The organism is Anaerocolumna sp. AGMB13020 (genome assembly GCF_033100115.1).
Classification (GTDB): Bacteria; Bacillota; Clostridia; order Lachnospirales; family Lachnospiraceae; genus Anaerocolumna.
In genome coordinates this window covers 3,512,219-3,531,968 of the sequence record NZ_CP136910.1, presented here as the reverse complement: position 1 = coordinate 3,531,968, position 19,750 = coordinate 3,512,219, and the positions used below count along the sequence as shown (strand labels likewise).

28 protein-coding genes are annotated in these 19,750 nt (G+C 38.0%); 4 read left to right on the top strand and 24 right to left on the bottom strand.

The genetic code is table 11. The features are described from left to right. Window positions 1-121 precede the first annotated feature (121 nt). The 8 genes from R2R35_RS14635 to R2R35_RS14600 form a co-directional block, all read right to left on the bottom strand. Window positions 122-289: a hypothetical protein gene (locus R2R35_RS14635; protein ID WP_317730559.1), complete on the bottom strand. Its 168-nt coding sequence runs from the start codon at window positions 287-289 to the stop codon at window positions 122-124. Then, on the bottom strand, window positions 286-621 hold the full coding sequence (locus R2R35_RS14630) for a hypothetical protein (RefSeq protein ID WP_317730558.1): 336 nt from the start codon (window positions 619-621) through the stop codon (window positions 286-288). The genes R2R35_RS14635 and R2R35_RS14630 overlap by 4 nt, the downstream gene beginning before the upstream one ends. Next, window positions 618-1,112, bottom strand: a complete 495-nt coding sequence (locus R2R35_RS14625) for a hypothetical protein (RefSeq protein WP_317730557.1) — start codon at window positions 1,110-1,112, stop codon at window positions 618-620. The genes R2R35_RS14630 and R2R35_RS14625 overlap by 4 nt, the downstream gene beginning before the upstream one ends. A 128-nt stretch (window positions 1,113-1,240) precedes the next feature. Continuing rightward, window positions 1,241-1,663: a hypothetical protein gene (locus tag R2R35_RS14620; RefSeq protein WP_317730556.1), complete on the bottom strand. Its 423-nt coding sequence runs from the start codon at window positions 1,661-1,663 to the stop codon at window positions 1,241-1,243. Then, the gene (locus tag R2R35_RS14615) at window positions 1,656-3,254 is read right to left on the bottom strand and encodes a YfjI family protein (RefSeq protein ID WP_317730555.1); all 1,599 of its coding nucleotides are present in this window, start codon (window positions 3,252-3,254) and stop codon (window positions 1,656-1,658) included. The genes R2R35_RS14620 and R2R35_RS14615 overlap by 8 nt, the downstream gene beginning before the upstream one ends. Beyond that, window positions 3,176-3,550, bottom strand: a complete 375-nt coding sequence (locus R2R35_RS14610; protein ID WP_317730554.1) for a hypothetical protein — start codon at window positions 3,548-3,550, stop codon at window positions 3,176-3,178. Before R2R35_RS14610 ends, R2R35_RS14615 begins: the two co-directional genes overlap by 79 nt. Before the next feature lies 1 nt (window position 3,551). After that, window positions 3,552-3,737 carry a helix-turn-helix domain-containing protein gene (locus tag R2R35_RS14605; RefSeq protein ID WP_317730553.1) on the bottom strand — a complete coding sequence of 62 codons (186 nt, stop codon included), beginning with the start codon at window positions 3,735-3,737 and terminating at the stop codon, window positions 3,552-3,554. A 129-nt stretch (window positions 3,738-3,866) separates the two neighbouring features. Continuing rightward, window positions 3,867-4,061, bottom strand: a complete 195-nt coding sequence (locus R2R35_RS14600; RefSeq protein WP_317730552.1) for a helix-turn-helix transcriptional regulator — start codon at window positions 4,059-4,061, stop codon at window positions 3,867-3,869. A gap of 163 nt (window positions 4,062-4,224) precedes the next feature. On the opposite strand from R2R35_RS14600, the gene R2R35_RS14595 reads away from it, so the two are divergent. The 3 genes from R2R35_RS14595 (at window position 4,225) to R2R35_RS14585 (ending at window position 7,339) form a co-directional block, all read left to right on the top strand. After that, the gene (locus tag R2R35_RS14595; protein WP_317730551.1) at window positions 4,225-4,650 is read left to right on the top strand and encodes a helix-turn-helix domain-containing protein; all 426 of its coding nucleotides are present in this window, start codon (window positions 4,225-4,227) and stop codon (window positions 4,648-4,650) included. A gap of 156 nt (window positions 4,651-4,806) precedes the next feature. Beyond that, window positions 4,807-5,991 (top strand): tyrosine-type recombinase/integrase, encoded by a 1,185-nt coding sequence (locus tag R2R35_RS14590; protein ID WP_317730550.1) that lies wholly within the window; start codon window positions 4,807-4,809, stop codon window positions 5,989-5,991. A 166-nt stretch (window positions 5,992-6,157) separates the two neighbouring features. Further along, entirely contained in the window at window positions 6,158-7,339 is a 1,182-nt protein-coding gene (locus tag R2R35_RS14585; protein ID WP_317730199.1) for an ISL3 family transposase, read from the top strand. Between the two features lie 202 nt (window positions 7,340-7,541). Here R2R35_RS14585 and rpsI read toward each other — a convergent pair whose 3' ends face one another. From rpsI to R2R35_RS14555, 6 genes are all read right to left on the bottom strand, one after another. After that, entirely contained in the window at window positions 7,542-7,934 is a 393-nt protein-coding gene (gene rpsI / locus R2R35_RS14580) for a 30S ribosomal protein S9 (RefSeq protein ID WP_317730549.1), read from the bottom strand. A gap of 25 nt (window positions 7,935-7,959) precedes the next feature. Further along, the gene (gene rplM / locus R2R35_RS14575) at window positions 7,960-8,394 is read right to left on the bottom strand and encodes a 50S ribosomal protein L13 (protein ID WP_317730548.1); all 435 of its coding nucleotides are present in this window, start codon (window positions 8,392-8,394) and stop codon (window positions 7,960-7,962) included. Window positions 8,395-8,508: 114 nt separating this feature from the next. After that, window positions 8,509-9,276, bottom strand: coding sequence for a tRNA pseudouridine(38-40) synthase TruA (truA, locus tag R2R35_RS14570; RefSeq protein ID WP_317730547.1), 768 nt, complete (start codon window positions 9,274-9,276; stop codon window positions 8,509-8,511). A gap of 149 nt (window positions 9,277-9,425) precedes the next feature. Further along, a complete protein-coding gene (locus R2R35_RS14565) occupies window positions 9,426-10,265 on the bottom strand; it encodes an energy-coupling factor transporter transmembrane component T family protein (RefSeq protein ID WP_317734797.1) in 840 nt (279 codons plus the stop codon). Window positions 10,266-10,380: 115 nt separating this feature from the next. Then, window positions 10,381-11,229: an energy-coupling factor transporter ATPase gene (locus tag R2R35_RS14560; RefSeq protein ID WP_317730545.1), complete on the bottom strand. Its 849-nt coding sequence runs from the start codon at window positions 11,227-11,229 to the stop codon at window positions 10,381-10,383. A 29-nt stretch (window positions 11,230-11,258) separates the two neighbouring features. Beyond that, window positions 11,259-12,116 (bottom strand): energy-coupling factor transporter ATPase, encoded by an 858-nt coding sequence (locus R2R35_RS14555; protein ID WP_317730544.1) that lies wholly within the window; start codon window positions 12,114-12,116, stop codon window positions 11,259-11,261. Window positions 12,117-13,121: 1,005 nt separating this feature from the next. Here R2R35_RS14555 and lepB point away from each other — a divergent pair. Further along, window positions 13,122-13,724: a signal peptidase I gene (lepB, locus tag R2R35_RS14550; protein ID WP_317730542.1), complete on the top strand. Its 603-nt coding sequence runs from the start codon at window positions 13,122-13,124 to the stop codon at window positions 13,722-13,724. A 90-nt stretch (window positions 13,725-13,814) separates the two neighbouring features. Here lepB and R2R35_RS14545 read toward each other — a convergent pair whose 3' ends face one another. The 10 genes from R2R35_RS14545 to R2R35_RS14500 all read right to left on the bottom strand — a co-directional run bounded on the left by R2R35_RS14545 (window position 13,815) and on the right by R2R35_RS14500 (window position 19,719). Next, on the bottom strand, window positions 13,815-14,351 hold the full coding sequence (locus R2R35_RS14545) for a bL17 family ribosomal protein (RefSeq protein WP_033168700.1): 537 nt from the start codon (window positions 14,349-14,351) through the stop codon (window positions 13,815-13,817). Between the two features lie 25 nt (window positions 14,352-14,376). Further along, window positions 14,377-15,336, bottom strand: coding sequence for a DNA-directed RNA polymerase subunit alpha (locus R2R35_RS14540; RefSeq protein ID WP_033168701.1), 960 nt, complete (start codon window positions 15,334-15,336; stop codon window positions 14,377-14,379). 41 nt (window positions 15,337-15,377) lie between these two features. Beyond that, entirely contained in the window at window positions 15,378-15,974 is a 597-nt protein-coding gene (gene rpsD / locus R2R35_RS14535; protein WP_317730541.1) for a 30S ribosomal protein S4, read from the bottom strand. A gap of 18 nt (window positions 15,975-15,992) precedes the next feature. Continuing rightward, window positions 15,993-16,388 (bottom strand): 30S ribosomal protein S11, encoded by a 396-nt coding sequence (gene rpsK, locus R2R35_RS14530; protein WP_033168703.1) that lies wholly within the window; start codon window positions 16,386-16,388, stop codon window positions 15,993-15,995. 161 nt (window positions 16,389-16,549) lie between these two features. Next, window positions 16,550-16,918, bottom strand: a complete 369-nt coding sequence (gene rpsM, locus R2R35_RS14525; protein WP_033168704.1) for a 30S ribosomal protein S13 — start codon at window positions 16,916-16,918, stop codon at window positions 16,550-16,552. Between the two features lie 505 nt (window positions 16,919-17,423). Next, window positions 17,424-17,537: a 50S ribosomal protein L36 gene (rpmJ, locus tag R2R35_RS14520; protein ID WP_073285411.1), complete on the bottom strand. Its 114-nt coding sequence runs from the start codon at window positions 17,535-17,537 to the stop codon at window positions 17,424-17,426. Window positions 17,538-17,616: 79 nt separating this feature from the next. Further along, window positions 17,617-17,835 carry a translation initiation factor IF-1 gene (gene infA / locus R2R35_RS14515; protein WP_033168705.1) on the bottom strand — a complete coding sequence of 73 codons (219 nt, stop codon included), beginning with the start codon at window positions 17,833-17,835 and terminating at the stop codon, window positions 17,617-17,619. Window positions 17,836-17,871: 36 nt separating this feature from the next. Then, window positions 17,872-18,156 carry a 50S ribosomal protein L14 gene (locus R2R35_RS14510; protein ID WP_317730540.1) on the bottom strand — a complete coding sequence of 95 codons (285 nt, stop codon included), beginning with the start codon at window positions 18,154-18,156 and terminating at the stop codon, window positions 17,872-17,874. 24 nt (window positions 18,157-18,180) lie between these two features. Next, on the bottom strand, window positions 18,181-18,933 hold the full coding sequence (map, locus tag R2R35_RS14505; protein ID WP_317730539.1) for a type I methionyl aminopeptidase: 753 nt from the start codon (window positions 18,931-18,933) through the stop codon (window positions 18,181-18,183). Window positions 18,934-19,074: 141 nt separating this feature from the next. Continuing rightward, a complete protein-coding gene (locus tag R2R35_RS14500) occupies window positions 19,075-19,719 on the bottom strand; it encodes an adenylate kinase (RefSeq protein WP_317730538.1) in 645 nt (214 codons plus the stop codon). Between the last annotated feature and the right edge of the window lie 31 nt (window positions 19,720-19,750).

Here is a 19,750-nt window from a genome sequence, read left to right as displayed (position 1 = left end):
TACGTACCTTCTCTTTATCTCCTATGCAGTTATAGCCTGGATAAACAGGTAAATCCTTCTCAATATCTTTGTATCCTGGATCCTGTTAAGCTGCTCTATTATGTACTGCTTAAAGTCCTCATTATCCATTAGCCTGTCCCTCCCTGATTCTTGTCTTTATGTATACCCTGTTATACTGTCCGGTTTTCTTACTGGCCTTATTCCAATCCTTAATGACTGGATCCAGAAGGGTAAGCACCGTCTTTAGCTCTTCCTGAGTTTCGTAGGATACTGTTATTATCATACTCATGGCTGCACCTTCTTCCTTACTTTTGGCTGATAAATGTCACCGCAGCTATAAAGGTACCGGCCACACTCCGGGCAGTGCTTCTTGTCCTGGGCATGATATGTATTGCATCGTGGGCACTTCTTTGTTTCAGGGATGAAAGCCGTTTTATGCTGCCTGGATATTCTCTCTTCCTGAAAACTCTTTATAATCTCCTGATCTGCAGGTGTAATATGTGATTTCTTACTTAATCCTTCTGTGAAGCTGCTTTCTATCTCCTGCAGTGCTAATAAAGGTAATTTGGACAGGATACTTTTAAACTCCGGTGCAATGTCTCTTGAAGCTGCTATACTCATAGTGCCACCTTCTTATCACTTAATACAATCATATCTTGCATAAGATTTAAATGCTTGTTCGTGGAAACAATATAATCAAATACGATAAATAGGTATGTCATAACTCTGTCAGCATCGATACTGATATCTTTTCTTTTATCATCCTCAAGCGGACCACCTACACAAAAGCTATATTTATCCAGAATATCCCCTACGATTAATTTAGCCTTTTCGATGTTGATGCTACACTCTGATACTTCGCACGATAAGTCTATTAGGCTGCTATTATTCATTGGACAATCATTTCCTTCATACTCTTTCTTAGCAACCAAGTATCCAAGTTTTAAGGCATCGTTAACACTTGCGTATATTGATCTGTTATTATGCTTAATAATTGCCTTGGCCTGGTTCATCGTGATTCCTGTCTCTTCTGGAAGTGCTGTGTTATCAATCAAGTTTAAGAAGTCCTCTTCGCTTAATTCACTCAAATAGTCCTCAAATGTCATTGCCATAAAGTTTCCTCTCCTTTACTCTTGCACCGGAGCTTCACCAATGATATATTTATGGTGTAACTCTCCTTTTCGTGGTTGACGGGTTACTTTAGCCTTTAGCAATGCTGGTAACATTGTTAAGGGCTTTTTTAATTTTCATGGACGGATGCTGATACATTTATCCACGCATTCCCCTTGAAGGTACCTGTAACATTTTCAAGGTTGTCATTTAACCGTTCAAACTGATCGTTTATATTTCCCAGAGAATCCGCAATTCGTTCTAACAAGTCTCTCACATTCTCTACTGGCTTGCATTCCGGTACAGGCTCAACGTAAACTTCCTTTTCAACTACTTGAACATTCTCTTCTTTGAACCTTGCAATTAAAACCGGAACGCTATCCTTGCTTAATTGATGTGATTGAGGAAGGTCTTTAATTCCCTTGGTATCTTCTGAAAATATCTTGATTTCATAATCACCTGGGAATCTGTTTCTCAGCTCCCATACTTCAGCCCTGACCTTCTCGCTTTCCTCAGATACTTTAACCCTAATCCATATTTCCTTTTTAATCATTCTGATCTCCTTCCTTTTGAACCTTTTGAACCTTTTGCAATTCATATTCTGGATTTACTTCGATAATATCTTTAGGTCTTCCACCTGTTGTATTATTCTTGTAAATTCTTATATAACCATGTTTTACAAGCTCATCAAGACCTGGCTGCATGTCCTCCACTGTCTTCAATGTTCCATTACATAACTGAAATAAATCCCTTTTTGATATGCTTTTGTCCTTATTGTCCCTTTTGTCGATACGTTTAAGAATATACTTTGCATCCTTAATCTCACGAGCATCCGTTAAACCGGCTATCTGAAATGCTGCTATTGCATGATCAAGAAAGTACCGTCCTATTGTTATAGCTTCATTCATTGTCCGCCCTTCCAACAAAGTAGTGGGAGCTGCCTGTAAATGCTTAATACCATGTAATATCCCTGCTATTCTCATTGTTTGACCATGAAATTTTCCTGCCCAATCCTCGATTTCTTCATAATCATCTAATAGTTTACCTTCTATCTCATTTGCGAAATTTTCGCTTAGTTTGTCGGCTTCTTTACTAAATCTTATATTTGTTCCTGTTTCAAATTTCCAGTCACGTAAGGATAATAAACGATTAGTAAGGATATCATAATCTTCTCTGACACTCTGACTTATGGGCTTAGATTTATATGTTCTCTTACCAACCTTAGAACCAGGTAATGAATACATGAATCTTGCAAGCAAACCCCTCTCCCTAAATTCTTTATTTTGCATGGCTTCATCTACAACAACCGGTTGTGTCATGATAAGTAATGTAAGTAAGGGATTATTTAAACCCTCGCCCTTCCTTCCGATACGATCAGAAGAGTAAGGTTCACCAGAATAAGCTTTCAGGACTATATCAATATTAGGCTGATTATTATATCTACCTGCTAACATTCCAAATATTCCACCTTCGGCAGTTACAATAGAAATCCTTTCTTCATTCTCCTTCATAATCTTAACTAAAGCCTCAGTTGTTACATCATCAACGATTATCCTTAATGGTGCTACCTCTTCCAGTTCTTCTAGCTCTTTCTGAGTGTCCAGAATATCTTGCATTGATGCATTTTTCTTATTTCTTACTACAGATTCCTTTAGATGGCTAATTTTCTTTGATAAAACATCCTTCTTTATGTTGTATTCGGATATCTCAGATTGCCTGTCCTTATTTATGCCATTTACATATTCATATACCGGCCTTGTTATCTCTTTCATGGTAGGTGACTTTCTTTCTGATGGCCTGGCAATAATCAGTATGTATAGATTTAAAGGCTCTTGCCAATCCTCTTTGGGCTGTACAGTGAAAATTCCTTGCAGACACAGAGCTGCTAAACCTAATATTGCCACAGCAACCATATCTATTGATACTTGTAGGGATTCAGCAACTGCTATTGCATATTCTCTAAATACACTGGGGAAAGCATCAATAGGAAAAGATACTAATTGGTTTATGTTAGGTGGTTCAAAAGGTTCAAAAGGTTCAAAACCTGTTTTATCAACAGTTAGTATCACACCTCTTTCGTTGAGTTGTTCAATAATAGCAGGATTAAGTCCTCTGTAGTCAAACTCCGTAGGCTTTCTTTCCATTCTTCCACCGCCTTCCCCTGGTGTTCTTTCTGAAATTCTTCAAATTTCTTATCACACTCCTTTATATACCACTTTGCTACACTCTTCATTTCCTTATCATCTTCGGCTTTCCACCTGGCGAACCATTCATTATAGGCCTGTATGATATCTTTCCGACCTATGCCGGTTAACTTGGCAGCAACTGCAGGAAGAAAGTCATTGTCAGTATAGGCATAGCCGTAAACCTTCTTGTGAAAGTCATCGTCAAACAATGTTACTTCGCTAATTCCCTGGTAAAATGATAGCTTGTCCGGCATATTAATTACCATTTAGAAAAGCAACAAACTTCTCCAGGTTAATCAAATACTTACATCCGGTTTTAACAAATACAATCTGCCTAGTAAGGCATAAACTCCGAATATAACTATACGATACCCCTGTAAGCTCTGCAGCCTTATTGATCGTCACCATCGTAGGGCATTCAATCCCGTTTATTATTACCATGCTTTATGCTCCTTTCTGTTCTGACGTCAGAACAATTTGCACTATAGATTCTTAGGCTTTCAGATTCGCCATGATTAGATTTTCTTTTACCTGATCAGAAGGATCTGGTGATAGTTTGAATGTAAATTACTATGCTTCTATTAAATCTGTTAATGGTCTGTTAATGGCTTTAGCTATCTTTCCTGCAATATCTGGTCTACATGTTTTTCCTGCTTTAATAGCTGATATTGTAGTTCTGGAGATTCCACTTCTTTTTGACAACTCTTGAATTGACATTTCTTGCTCTCCTAAAGCTATTAGCATTTTTGTTACGTTTTTTTTCATCATATCACCTCTTTCTCAGTTCATTTATTATGAACTTCTCTAATATAATAGTACATTTATAATGAACTGTCGATGCTATATTGAACTTTTTTTATTTATAGTGTATTAATATGGACAGAAGTTCATTTATAGTGTATTATTGTTAAAAAGGAGGAATTACATTATGTCCGATAATGATTTAAAACATGTTTTCTCAAACAATCTTCGATTTTATACTCAATTACGAAGAAAAAATTTTTCAGAACTAGCAGAATCTATAGGTGTTGGTAAGTCTTCGGTCTCAAACTGGTTAAATGGGATAAGCATGCCCAGAATGGATAAAATTGATCTGATATGTAATGAGTTGGACATAACCAGATCTCAATTACTAGATATCTCGAAATCTCAATCCATAGACGATGAATTGACCAAAGCCTTTGGCAGCACTACTCCCAACGCTACCGAAAAAGAAATCATTAAAGAACTTATTCAGTTAGATACGGAAATTAATACAATAGCAGCTCATTTTGATGGAAATGAATATACTGAAGAAGAACTAGAAGAAATTAAGAAATTTGCTGAGTTTGTTAAACTGAGAAGAAATAAATAAAAACAGCCCCCAGGTGTACCACCACCTAAAAGCTGCTTTCATAAATGACACATATAAACCCAAAGGCTTGTATAATGCCAATCCACATAATCATTATACTATAAGCCTTGATTTAATGCATCATAAAACTGGTGTTCTTAAAGAAAGGATAACAAGATGAAATCAAGAAGAGTAGACACAGGAATTGTGCAGAGAGGTAATACATATACCTTCACTGTAGCAATGGGAATGACAGCAGAAGGGAAACAGATCCGTAAGACAACCACCTTTACCCCTCCAGAAGGAACAACGGAAAAGAAGGCCGATAAGCTGGCTAAAGAGGAATATGTTAATTTTAAGAACCGTTGTAAAGGTCTTTCTGCCTTTAATGAGAATATGAGATTCCAGGAGCTGTCAGAGGAATACTTTAAATTCTACGCTCCCAATAAGTTAAAACCTATCACAGCATACAACTATGAAAAAATGGTTGCCTATCATTTCAAAGACTATTTTGGGAATAAGAAGCTAAAGGAGATTACTTCCGGAATGCTGACAAATTTCTTTAGTACTCACACCACTCAAAATAAAGAGGGAAAAGAAATTCCACTATCACCGTCCAATGCAAAGAAGTTATACACAATCTTGCAGAGTATATTCACATTTGCAGTTACCCAAGACTATATGAAGGAATCTCCGGCCAGGAATGTTATTCTCCCATCCAAGAAGGCTACTGCAGATGAAAAACGTAAGTACCTAACCGAATCAGAATTACCCCCTTTTCTCAATCTTTTTCAGGAATATTCCTCACTTAATACAATTGTTAAGCTGCTCCTATTCACCGGTATGCGTTCCGGGGAATGCCTGGGGCTACGGTGGGAAGATATCGACTATATTGATAAAACCATTACTATAAGACATACTCTATCAGATGTAGGCGGTAAGCACTTCCTTACCACTCCCAAAAGCAAAAGCAGTCGGCGCTATATCTCTATGAGCGATTCCATTGCGGAGCTTTTAAGAGAACACAAAAGGCATCAGTTAGAGCTTCAAATAGCACAATCAGAAACCTTTATTCATCCGGAAATGGTGTTTACCTCCGATACCGGAAACTATAAGGACAGGAGCAGCCTAAATACTTCTTTCCGGAACCGTATCAAGGGTACTGATTTTGATTTCCTTACTCTTCATTCTCTGCGCCATTGCAATGCTACACTCCTTCTAAACAGTGGTGTAGATATTAAAGTGGTATCAGATTATTTAGGGCATTCGGATATTGGAATCACAGCAGACATATATGCGGACGTTCTGGCATCTACCAGGAAAAAGACAGCAGAAATTATAGAGCTGAAACTGGCAAAATAAATTAACTCACAACAAATGTATAATTGGTTCTATACTGAATGTTGGGGTGTGCTTGAAAAGCACACTTCCAACATTCTTTTAGTTGTAATAAAATACATCTATAAGAAGCCTCCCAAACGCATTATCCCGACCAAAGTTTAATGTTAACGGAGGTGACCTCTTATAGATGTACCCTAATTATAGCAAGGCATTCTTAGACTTGAAAGATGTTTTTGTAAAAAAAGTGATTCAGGCAGATTCTTTTTTAAAGGTTTTCATTGAAACTAAACCTTCTGAGCAGACCTGTCCTTGTTGTGGCTGTAAAACAAAAAGAGTTCATGACTATCGAATCCAGGAAATTAATGACACTCCTTTCCAAGGTAAAACCGTCATTCTGGTTCTAAGAAAACGACGTTATTTATGTACCTCCTGCGGAAAACGATTTTTGGAACACTATTCTTTTCTTCCTACCTATCACCGCAGAACAAGGAGACTGGCTTTTTATGTTATATCTCTCCTTCGGCAGACTTTTTCTCTCAAGCAGGTTTCAATCCTTACCGGGGTTTCCGTCCCTACAATCTGCAGACTTTTGGATACCATCCATTATGCACCCCCAGATAAACTTCCTGAGGCTGTTTCTATTGATGAATTTAAAGGCAATGCCTCTACTGGGAAATATCAGTGTATCCTCGTTGATCCTAAAAAACACCGGATTCTGGATATTCTTCCAGACCGCACTCAGAGCCATCTGGCTGATTACTGGAGAAACATTACAAGAAAGGAAAGGCTGAAAGTAAAGTTCTTTGTCTGTGACATGTGGCTTCCCTATGTGGAGCTGGCCAGGACCTTCTTTCCAAATGCAAAGATTATAGTGGACAAGTATCATTTCATTCGTCAGGTCACATGGGCTATCGAAAATGTTCGTAAACGGCTCCAAAAATCCATGCCGACTTCTCTTCGAAAATACTATAAACGAAGCCGGAAGCTGATTTTGACCCGCTATAGAAAGCTGAAAGACGAGAACAAACAAGCCTGTGATCTGATGCTCCAGTATAGTGATGACCTACGGTTGGCGCACATGATGAAAGAATGGTTTTATGACATCAGCCAGCTGGAGTCCTATCGTAAGCAACAGCAGGAATTCGATGATTGGATATCTAATGCAAGAGGATGCGGTATTAAAGAATTCGAGAAATGTGCAAAAACGTTCCAGTCTTGGAGAAAAGAAATCTTAAATGCCTTCAAATATGGCATTACAAACGGTGTCACAGAAGGATTTAACAATAAGATTAAAGTATTAAAACGAAGTTCTTATGGAATCCGAAACTTTAACCGGTTCCGTACTCGGATACTTCATTGTACATCATAGGAAAAATGGTCGGGATATGGAGGCTTATTTTGCATGCCCAAAACAGCATACAGTAGAATGAACTATCGAAACAGCTCTAAACGTAAGAAAGGAGCGGGATTCATACGAATCCCACCCCAACTATTGACAAAGAGCCGTATAATTTATAGCATCAAAAAAGCCTTGAAACACTGTGTTTTCAAGGCTTTCATTATTGTTCTTATTATCTCTTTGAGAACTGAGGAGCACGACGTGCGGCTTTGAGACCGTACTTCTTTCTTTCCTTCATTCTTGGATCTCTTGTTAAGAATCCTGCTTTCTTTAATACAGGACGGTATTCCAGATCTGCTTTTAATAAAGCTCTGGAGATTCCGTGACGAATTGCACCAGCCTGACCGGTGAAACCGCCTCCGTGAACGTTAACAATAACATCAAATTTATCTACTGTATCTGTAAGAGTAAGGGGCTGACGAACGATTAACTTTAATGTCTCAAGTCCGAAAAACTCTTCCATATCTCTCTTATTAATTGTCACTTTACCAGTACCGGGTACTAAATATACTCTGGCAATACTGCTTTTTCTTCTTCCGGTTCCGTAGTATTTTGCTTTAGCCAATGTTTTTTCCTCCTTTCAACCTGGATTAATATTTAATCTCTAATACTTCTGGTTTCTGAGCTGCATTGTTGTGCTCAGGTCCAGCGTATACGTGTAATTTTGTAATCATCTGTCTTCCTAACGGTCCCTTAGGTAACATGCCTTTTATTGCAAGGCTGATAGCGTCGGTAGGCTTTTTAGCCATTAATTCCCTTAAGGTTGTCTCTCTCATACCACCTACGTAGTCGGAGTGATTGTAGTATATTTTCTGATCCAGTTTCTTACCGGTTACTTTAATCTTGTCAGCATTAACAACGATTACATTATCACCGGTGTCAATGAAAGGTGTATAAGTAGGCTTGTTCTTGCCTCTTAAGATTTTAGCGATTTCGGATGAAAGACGTCCTAAAGTATGTCCTGTTGCATCTATAACATACCATTTTCTTTCAATGGTTGATGCGCTTGCCATAAAGCTTTTCATTGGAGTACCTCCTTGTTAATTTCAATCATATTCATTCATTTTAATAGTTATATATGTTAAAATACCGTACCGGGGCTTGGCTCTGGTATTCTCACGTCACATCTCCATATTATATTATATTTCACCAGGCGTGTCAATACATTTATTGCTGTATTCTATTTTTTCCAAGGTCAGACCCTGGGCAGGTGCTTTTGGTCCTGCATAGCTTCTATCCTTTTTTATAAGAATCTCTCTGACTTCTGTGGCAGGTATTGCTCCTAATCCAACTTTTATTAATGTTCCCGCTATGATCCTGACCATATTATAAAGAAATCCATTGCCTTTTATTCGAATCGTTATTGCTTCCCCAGTGCGTTCTATTTGTATGTCATAGATAGTCCTGGTCGTGTCTGTCACATGGGATCCAGTTGAACAAAAACTCTTAAAATCATGTTCCCCAATAAGATAAGAGGCCGCTTCCGTCATCAGTTCTTCCTTTAGCGGGTAATATACAAAATAGGAATAAAGCCTTTCCGTAGGTACCGGAAACCTGGAGTTCATGATTCGGTAGCAGTATGTCTTAGTACTTACGCAGCGTCTTGGGTGAAAATCTGCATCCACCTCTTTTGACTCTCTGATTACGACATCCACCGGTAACCTCTGGTTCAGGGCATAGGATATCTTATCACCTGGTATTCTGGTGTCTGTATCAAAGATGGCTACATTTCCAAGTGCATGCACACCGGAATCCGTTCTGCTGGCTCCTATCACTGTAATAGGTTCCTTTAGCAGTTCTGACAATGCTTTGTTTAATACCTCTTCTATTGTTATACCATTTGGCTGTATCTGCCACCCGCAGTACTTTGTACCATCATAGGCGACTACCAACATTATTCTCTTCATAATATCCCTTACATACCACATTTTCTTAGTGTGCGGTACTTCCATAAGTAATTCAGTAATGCAATTATATATTCTTTTTTTCGTTATCTACTTGCATTGCACGGTTAAAACCTTTTGATTTCATGTGTTATCTGCCAATTCCTGAATTATCAGTTTTTAAAGCCAGGCAGACCATTCAGTAAACCAGTAAAATCTACATGATTGAGTCCAATTATTACCGCAAAAAATAAAATTAAAACAAGATAGGAAAATATATCCCTTCCTCTGTACTTTAGCGGCTTCATTTTCGTTCTGCCTTCCCCGCCCCTATAGCATCTGGCTTCCATGGCCATTGCAAGATCGTTGGCTCTTCTGAATGCCGATACGAATAAGGGTACTAATAATGGAATCAGGCCTTTTGCCTTCTTCATCAGACCGCCACTTTCAAAATCTGCTCCTCTGGCTGTCTGCGCTTTCATGATCTTGTCCGTTTCCTCCATTAGTATGGGTATGAATCTTAAAGCGATGGACATCATCATGGATATTTCATGGACAGGTGCCTTGACCTTCTTTAAAGGGCTTAAAAGGCTCTCTAAGCCATCTGTAAGATGATTTGGTGTAGTTGTAAAGGTCATTAAGGAAGACCCCATAATTAGCAAAATTAAACGGATTGCCATGGTTACCGATATCGTGATGCCCTGCTTAGTAATATTAATGATACCAAACCTGAAAACGGAATCGCCCTGCGTAAACAGCAGGTTGAAGATCAACGTAAACAGCAGGATGGCAATAATAGGTTTTAAGCCTCTTAATATGAACTTTACCGGAACCTTCGATAACTTGATTACAGCAAAAAGAGCCGCAGCTGCTATCACATAGCCGATATAGGAATCGATTACAAACAGTGAGATGATGTAAACGATGGTTCCCACTAATTTTACCCTGGGATCCAGCTTATGAAGCAGCGAATCTGCCGGGTAATATTGTCCGATTGTTATGTCTCGAATCATTTTTACACCCATTGCATACCGCAGAGAAACTGCGGTACTGCCACCTTTTAAGGCTGTGAGATCAGCCTGTGGCATTCCTTTCCTAATTACTGATATTTTCTTTCAGTATCCTTATTTATTGCTTTAACGCTTTCAGTATTTCTCCTGCAGCTTCTTCCACCGTTGTAGCGTCTGTTTTTACAGGAATACCTCTGCTCTTTAATTCATGCATCACATAAGTTACCTGAGGAGCCGCAAGTCCCATTGCCTCCAATTCCTTATAATGCTCAAATACCTTGTGAGGTGTGTCGTTGAATGCTACAGCGGCTTTGTTCATCACAATCAGCCTGTCTGCGTATTTCGCCACATCTTCCATGCTGTGAGACACTAAAATAATTGTTATTCCACTTTCTTTATGAAGCTTATTAATCTGCTCCAGTATCTCATCCCTGCCTTTCGGGTCTAAACCTGCGGTTGGTTCATCCAAAATGAGCACTTCCGGTTTCATGGCCAATACGCCGGCTATGGCTACTCTTCGCTTTTGTCCGCCTGATAGTTCAAAAGGTGAGGCATCTATCATATCCTCTCCAAGACCAACCATCTTAATGGCTTCATAGGTTCTTAAATCAATTTCGACCTGCTCCAGTCCCAAATTCTTCGGCCCAAAACTTACATCCTTATAAACGGTTGTCTCAAATAGCTGGTGCTCAGGATATTGAAATACCAATCCAACCTTACTCCTTAAGTATTTCATATTGTAATCTTTTTCATAAATATCCTGGCCATTGAAATATATTTTACCTGCTGTAGCTTTTAGAAGTCCATTTAAATGCTGTATCAGAGTAGATTTACCAGAACCTGTATGTCCGATTAGTCCAATAAATTCTCCGTCATTTATAACCAGACTGACATCCTTTAGCGCCTGCTTTTCATATGCTGTCTGAGGGCTGTACACATATTGTAAATTATCTATTATTATTGGCATAACTACCTCTTTTCTGCGTCTGCACAGGTCTATTTCTTTGGAAGGGAGGTTAATACCTTGACCAGCTCTTCTACTGTCAGTATACCTTCCGGTACAGCAAGACCCTTTTTCCTTAGTTCATGGCTTAATTCAGTCACCTGGGGAACATCCAATCGGTATTTCTTTAATTCGTCTACCTCTTTAAAAATCTCTCTTGGTGTGCCTTCCATTACAACTTTGCCTTTATCCATTACAAAGACTTTATCGGCATTGATAACTTCTTCCATATAATGTGTTATCAGGATTACCGTTACTTTTTCTTTCTTATTTAATTCCATTACCGTCTCAATAACTTCCTTGCGTCCCATGGGATCAAGCATGGCTGTAGGTTCATCAAGAACAATGCATTGTGGCTTCATAGCCATGACACCTGCAATGGCAACTCTCTGTTTTTGCCCCCCTGACAGCTTATTAGGCGAATGCTTTCGATAATCCAACATCCCTACTGCTTTCAGACTCTTCTCAACTCTTTCCCAGATTTCCTCTGTGGGTACCCCAAGATTCTCTGCTCCAAAACCAACATCCTCTTCTACAACGGTACCAATAATCTGGTTATCCGGATTCTGAAACACCATACCTGCGTTCTGCCTGATATCCCAAAGCTGTTCTTCTTCTCTTGTATTAATACCGCCTACCCACATAACACCTTCAGTAGGTGTAAGTATCGCATTCATATGCTTTGCAAGAGTGGATTTGCCAGAACCGTTATGTCCCAGAATCGCTACAAAATCACCTTTTTTTATTCCTAAATTCACGTTGTCAACGGCTCGGTTTATAGACTCAACTTCACCTTCATCATTTCGTCTGATATATTCAAAAATCAAACCTTCTGTTTTAACCATTTCCATAATAACCTCTTTCCTGAATCTTCAATCACAGATTAAAGATTTGTTAAGCGTAATTAAAACATTCTTTTCGTAAATCAACTTCATGTATGGGTATTTAATAAGTTTTTCTCAGGATTACTCAAAAGGAGAACACTATAAAACTATAAAACCCACTATTAATTTACCTTGTATTAATTCCTTCTGTCTAAAGAATTAATACATACCTTTATGTCAAAAACTTAGTATTTCCATATTTATTTGCAAAAGCCTTATCTATCTTTTATGTTAATACTTTGAATTTTCACATATAAGCTTATCATTGAAAGCTTTCAACATCTTATATATTTTTTAACTTGAAGGCTTTAAATCTTTTATATAAATTTATAACTTGATAGCTTTAAACATCCTACATTAAATTTCTAACTTGATAGCTTTAAACATCTTATATTAAATTTCTAACTTGATAGCTTTAAACATCTTATATTAAATTTCTAACTTGATAGCTTTAAACATCTTATATTAAATTTCTAACTTGATAGCTTTAAACATCCTACATTAAATTTCTATCCTGATAGCTTTAAACATTTTATATTAAATTTCTAATTTGATAACCTTTAACATCTTATATATAATTTTTAACTTGAAACATCTTATACTTAATTTCTAACTCAGAGGCTTTTAACATCTTATATATAGATTTTTAACTTGAAGGCTTTCATATAAGCTTTTCATCCCATTGCTCTTATTATGTAGTCATTTATTGTAGTTTAACCTCATCTGCAATATTTTCTTATTTTACTTTCTATCACAGCTGTCATTACTACTGTCAATACTTTTTACATTGTAAATTATTATTCCCACATTTGCAACGTATTTTTGATCCAGTAAAATCCCAAAATAAGTTGTATACACAAATGTTAATTTAATTGTAAGATTTGTTCGATTTGTAGTTCTTGTTTAACATTTCCAATTATGTTACAATGGTAAACGTACTTTACAAATAATTTGATATGAAATGAGGATTATATGGAAGACTTCAAGCAAAATGAGGAAGGCTTAGATACTTCCACCGAAAAAGATAGTAATACTGGAGATAATAATAACGGGAAATTTTCAGTCAAAAAAGAGATCCTTAGTTGGATTGTACTTATTGCCTGTGCCTTAGCTCTATCTTTTGTGTTAAATCGGTATGTGGTTGTCAGTGCAGAAGTACCTACCGGTTCCATGGAAAACACCATTAAAATTGGTGACCGTATTATCGCTTTTCGGTTAGCTTATACTTTTGGTGAACCCAAACGTGGTGACATCATAGTCTTTGATTTTCCCGATGACGAGACTCAGCAGTATTTAAAGCGTATAATTGGGTTACCCGGTGAAACAATTGATATTAAGGACGGAAAGGTCTATATCAACGGCAGTACCACTCCCTTAGAGGAGAATTACTTAAAGGAGACACCTGTTGGAGACTATGGTCCTTATACGGTACCGGAGGATTCCTATTTCCTTATGGGTGATAACCGCAATGATTCTCTGGACTCCAGATTCTGGGAGAACACCTTTGCCACCAAAGACGAAATTATCGGCAAAGCGGAGTTCCGTTATTACCCTGTACCTAAAATACTTAAATAGAGTAGCTATCACTTTAACAGCTATCACAAAAGGCAGAAGCAACTTAACATACATTAAGTGCTTCTGCCTTTTTCTATTGCAGTGTTATAATTAAACTAACTCGATAAGAACTTCCATCGCTGCATCACCTTTACGCTGGCCAATTTTGATGATTCTTGTATAGCCACCGTTACGGTTTACATACTTAGGAGCAATTTCCTCGAAAAGTTTGTCTGTCACATCTACAGTCTTTGTATTTCTCTTTCTACCAGCTGCTTCTGTGGGAACTTCTTTAACTGTATACAGCTGCTTTAACATCTGTCTTCTAGCATGAAGACGGGATGCGCTGTCTTTTGTGATAGTTTTGTCAACTTCATCAAATACAGTAACTTTCTTTCCGTTTATAACTTCTTTAACAGTTTTACCTTCTTTATCTTTACGGGCAACTTTAGCTTTTACTGTAACTGTTTCGAAATTATCTTTCTCTTTTACAGCTAATGCGATAATGCTCTCAGCAATTTTACGGATTTCTTTTGCTTTGGCTTCAGTTGTCCTGATCTTGCCGTGATATAACAGGCTGGTAACCTGACTTCTCAGCAATGCCTTTCTCTGATCGGATGTTCTTCCAAGTTTTCTATAGGCTGCCATTTGTTTCCCTCCTTTATCTTAATACCTACTCATCACTTACATTAAGTGATAAGCCAAGCTCTTTCAGTTTTGCAAGCACTTCCTCTAAGGACTTACGACCAAGGTTTCTTACCTTCATCATATCTTCAGAAGTTTTATTCGTTAATTCTTCAACCGTATTAATGCCGGCTCTCTTAAGACAATTATAAGAGCGAACGGATAACTCCAGTTCGTCGATATTCATTTCAAGAACTTTCTCTTTCTCATTATCTTCTTTTTCAACCATGATCTCTGCAGTCTTGGCATTTTCAGATAAATCGATAAATGAGTTCAGATGCTCGCTCAGAACCTTGGCAGCTAAGCTGACAGCTTCATCGGGAGCTAAAGTTCCATTGGTAAATACATCAAGTGTAAGCTTATCAAAGTCAGTAATCTGTCCAACACGGGTATTCTCAACGCTTAAGTTAACACGCTCAACAGGAGTGTAGATGGAATCAATAGGGATTACACCGATAGGCAGATCGTCATTTTTGTTCTTATCTGCACTAATATATCCTCTACCTTTTGTTATGGTAATTTCCATATACAGCTTGCTGTCATTGCCACCATTCAGAGTTGCAAGCACCAGCTCAGGATTTAATACTTCTATATCGGGATCAGCCTGGATATCTCCTGCTGTTACGATACCTTCTCCTTCGAATTCAATGTATGCCGTTTTAGGCTCATTTGTCTCACTGGTATTTTTGATTGCAAGGCTTTTTAAGTTCATGATGATTTCAGTAACGTCTTCTTTTACACCTGGAATTGCACTGAACTCGTGAACTACACCATCAATCTTAACTTGACTTACTGCAGCTCCGGGTAAGGATGAAAGCATAATTCTACGTAAAGAATTGCCCAAGGTTGTACCGTATCCTCGTTCCAAAGGTTCTACTACAAAACGTCCAAATTTTTTATCTTCAGAAATTTCTGCAATTTCAATTTTTGGTTTCTCAAAATCAAACACAATAGGACCCTCCTTTTGGGTTATTATGATACGATTAATGATTACTTAGAATACAACTCGACGATAAGCACTTCATTTACCGGAACATCAATTTGATCTCTTGAAGGCAGTTCTTTTACAGTTCCTTTAAGGGACTCTTGATCTGCTTCAAGCCATGCTGGAACAAGTCTGCCAGCTGTTACTTCTAAAACATCTTTATATCTTTGAGCGCTCTTGAATTTCTCTTTGATTTCAATAACGTCTCCTGCTTTTACTGAATAGGAAGGAATGTTGATGCACTTGCCATTAACTAAAACGTGCTTGTGGTCAACAATCTGTCTTGCTTCGCTTCTGGTTCTGCCAAAGCCTAAACGGAAAACTACGTTATCCAGTCTGAGCTCAAGAAGAATCATCAGATTCTCACCGGTAGTACCGATTTTCATTTTCTTTGCTTTATCAAAATTATTTCTGAAAGGTTTCTCCAGAACGCCATAGATAAACTTAGCTTTCTGTTTTTCCCTTAACTGTGTACCGTATTCACTAACCTTTTTTCCTGCTCTGGAAGAAGTTCTGTTGGACTTCTTATCAATTCCTAAAACAGACGGTTCAAGTCCGAGTGTTCTACATTTTTTTAATACAGGACCCATGTCTCTTGCCATTGTTACTTACCTCCTCTATTAGACTCTTCTGCGTTTAGGTGGTCTACAGCCGTTATGAGGAACCGGTGTGACATCCTTGATACTTGTTACTTCAATGCCGCAAGCCTGAAGTGCACGAATTGCTGCTTCTCTTCCTGATCCGGGACCTTTAACCATTACGTCAACTGTTTTTAAACCATGAACTAAAGCTGCCTTTGCTGCTGTTTCAGCTGCCATCTGTGCTGCATAGGGAGTTGACTTTCTGGAACCTCTAAAGCCTAAACCACCGGCACTGGCCCATGAAAGAGCGTTGCCTTCTGCATCTGTCAGAGTAACAATTGTATTGTTAAAAGATGACTGGATATGTGCCTGTCCACGATCAACGTTTTTCTTAACACGTTTCTTAGTCACTTTTTTTGCTATTTTCTTAGCCATTTAACAAACCCTCCTGTTGGATTTTAATTACCTTATTTCGTGACTATTCAGCCACTGCGGTTCTTACGAGCGGTTTATACCTTTGCTGTTATACAGCAAATGCATACCTTGCCGTTACAGAACTTGAAATTCTAAGAATTTCTCGTAGTAACTGGATAATATTATTTCTTCTTATTAGCAACTGTACGCTTAGGACCTTTTCTTGTTCTAGCGTTAGTTTTAGTCTTCTGTCCACGAACAGGAAGGCCTTTTCTATGACGGATTCCTCTGTAGCATCCAATTTCCTGAAGTCTCTTGATATTAAGAGCGATCTCTCTACGTAAATCACCTTCAACTGTCTGAGTTGCATCAATAATATCACGAATTCTGCCAACTTCTTCGTCTGTTAAATCTCTAACGCGTGTGTCAGGATTAACATTTGCTTCTTTTAAAATACGGTTAGAACTTACTCTGCCGATACCATAAACATAAGTAAGACCGATTTCTACACGTTTCTCTCTTGGTAAATCTACACCACTGATACGAGCCATGTGCGTATTACACCTCCGTTGTTTTTTAAGGTTGCTCCGGTAGGATGAAAAAAGTATCATATAACAGAATATCTGATATATGGTGAAATGCATACCCGTTCCTTATATCCCTGGAAGCTGATTTTGTAACATTTTCAATAATAAAATGATATTTTGCAATGAACAACACCACCTGGTGTTTCATTGCGCAGCCGCTTTAAATTGTGACAGACTAACCCTAAGGTTAATCCGCTGAAACCCCATAGATTTCAAGATAAACCATTTTGATTTACCCACAATATCACAATTGCAAAAAAGCAGATTGTAACACAGAAAGCAAGAACTATATATTGTCGTTCACATGAAAACCTATCAGATAAGCTTCCGGATAAATCTTAACCGGTATTTCCTGAGAATTAACGGTTATACTTCACAGTTTGATATATCAATGATACCCTCTGATGAATTATCCTGTAAACGCCTTATATAAAACAGTTATGCCGCATTCGCAGCCCTTAACTGATTATTAGCCTTGTCTTTGTTTGTGTCTGGGATTCTCGCAGATTACTCTGATACTTCCCTTTCTCTTTATAATCTTGCACTTTTCGCAGATGGGTTTTACTGATGACCTTACCTTCACAGTAATTCACTCCTTTCAAAAAAAGTCCGTCTATCATTATAACAAATGACAGAAGAAAAATCAAGTAAATTTTAGTATTTTATTTATCTCTCCAGATAATTCTTCCTTTGGTTAAATCATAGGGAGATAATTCTAAAGTTACTTTGTCACCGGGTACGATTTTAATAAAGTTCATACGTAGTTTTCCGCTGATGTGAGCCAGTACGCGATGGCCATTTTCCAGTTCAACCTGGAACATAGCATTGGGTAATTTCTCAATAACGGTTCCTTCAATTTCAACTACATCTGATTTGGACATTAAGTCACCTCCATAAATTTGAAGAAATACAACAGATTACCAGGGTATAGCCCCTTTATATATCTTACTGTAAGTTTTAATTGCTCTTTTGATATCTTCATTCCGGGTTATTATGTTATTATCATTGATGCATGGAAGGAGATTTTCGGTTCCTTCAATGCACTTAATATGCTTTTTGTTCTTTTTCTTTGGGTTTTTTATGTTTCTGGCAATACCATCCACTAGATATACATATTCATCATCTGCTCTGCATATGACATAGCATTTTCCGATGTCATGTCCTGCGGTGGATATTGCACCTCTGCCAATCATATAATCCACTTTTACGGCTCCGTTATTCCTGCTTTATTTTAAAGAGAATATTTCCGGCTCACCCTCTGTTATCAGAATGGTGTTCTCATAATGCGCCGACAGGGATCTGTCTTCCGTTACAACTGTCCAGTCATCACTTTCCCAGTAAACTTCAGGCCGTCCTGCATTTACCATAGGTTCTATGGCGAAGGTCATTCCCGGCTCAAGCCTGATTCCTCTTCTTTTCTGTGCAAAGTTTGGAATCTGTGGGTCTTCATGGAGCTTCGTACCGATGCCGTGTCCTACAAGGTCTCTAACAACCGAAAACCCAAAAGATTCCACATAGTTTTGAATTGCAGAGGATATATCATTTAAATGATTGCCAGTTTTTGCATATTTAATACCCTCAAAAAAACTTTGTTGCGTTACCCGTATGAGTTCTTTTGCATCTTCCGTAATTTCACCTACTGCCCAGGTTCTGGCGGCATCCGAATGATATCCTTTATATATCACACCTGCATCCAAGCTTACAATATCTCCATTGTTTAATATTCTTCCCTTGGAGGGGATTCCATGAACCACCTGCTCGTTTACAGAAACACAGACAGATGCAGGATAACCATTATAATTAAGAAAGGATGCAATGCAGCCATAACCTTTAATTAATTCTCTGGTTTTTTTGTCAATATCCAGAGTGGTGATTCCCGGTTGTATGAATTCTCTCAGCTCTTCATGAACAGCCGCCAGAATCTTTCCCGCCTCACGCATTAATTCTATTTCTCTCTCTGATTTTATTGTTACTGACATAATAATCACTCCCTGCATCTGCTTTATCATTTAATTCGCTATATATAAGTTAAATATAAGTTTCTCCTCTTTCGGATGTAAAAAGCCTTAATATGGCATTTTTGTATTGCTAAGAGGTAAAAGACTTAATTCATTTATATATTACTTTCCAAGGACTTTTAAGATATCTTCGAAAGTATCGGTCATATTCTTTCTTCCGTCAACTTCTTTTAATATTCCCTGCTTGGTGTAATAATCAATTAAAGGCTGTGTCTGATTATGATATATCTCAAGACGTTTTAATACAGTCTCAGGCTTATCATCCTCTCTTAATACGATCTCGCTGCCGCAAGTATCACAGATACCCTCTACTTTGGTAGGAATGGTAACAACATGATAAGTAGCGCCACAGTTTAAGCAAGCTCTTCTGCCGGACATTCTGCTTACGATATCACTGTCAGGTACTTCTACATTGACAGCAAAATCAACCTTCTCATCGATTGCTTTTAAAGCATTATCCAGTGCTTCTGCCTGTGGAATAGTTCTGGGAAAACCATCAAGAATGTATCCCTTCTCGCAGTCTGCCTGTTTGATTCGGTCAACTACAAGATCAACTACAAGCTCGTCAGGTACTAAAAGCCCCTGATCCATGTAGCCTTTGGCTTTCTTTCCAAGCTCAGTACCATTTTTGATATTTGCTCTGAAAATATCGCCTGTTGATATATGAGGAATAGTAAATTTTTCAGCAAGTCTCTTAGCCTGTGTTCCTTTACCTGCGCCAGGTGCGCCTAACATAATGATCTTCATTTTTGTAAACTCCCTTCGAAAAGCAATCTGC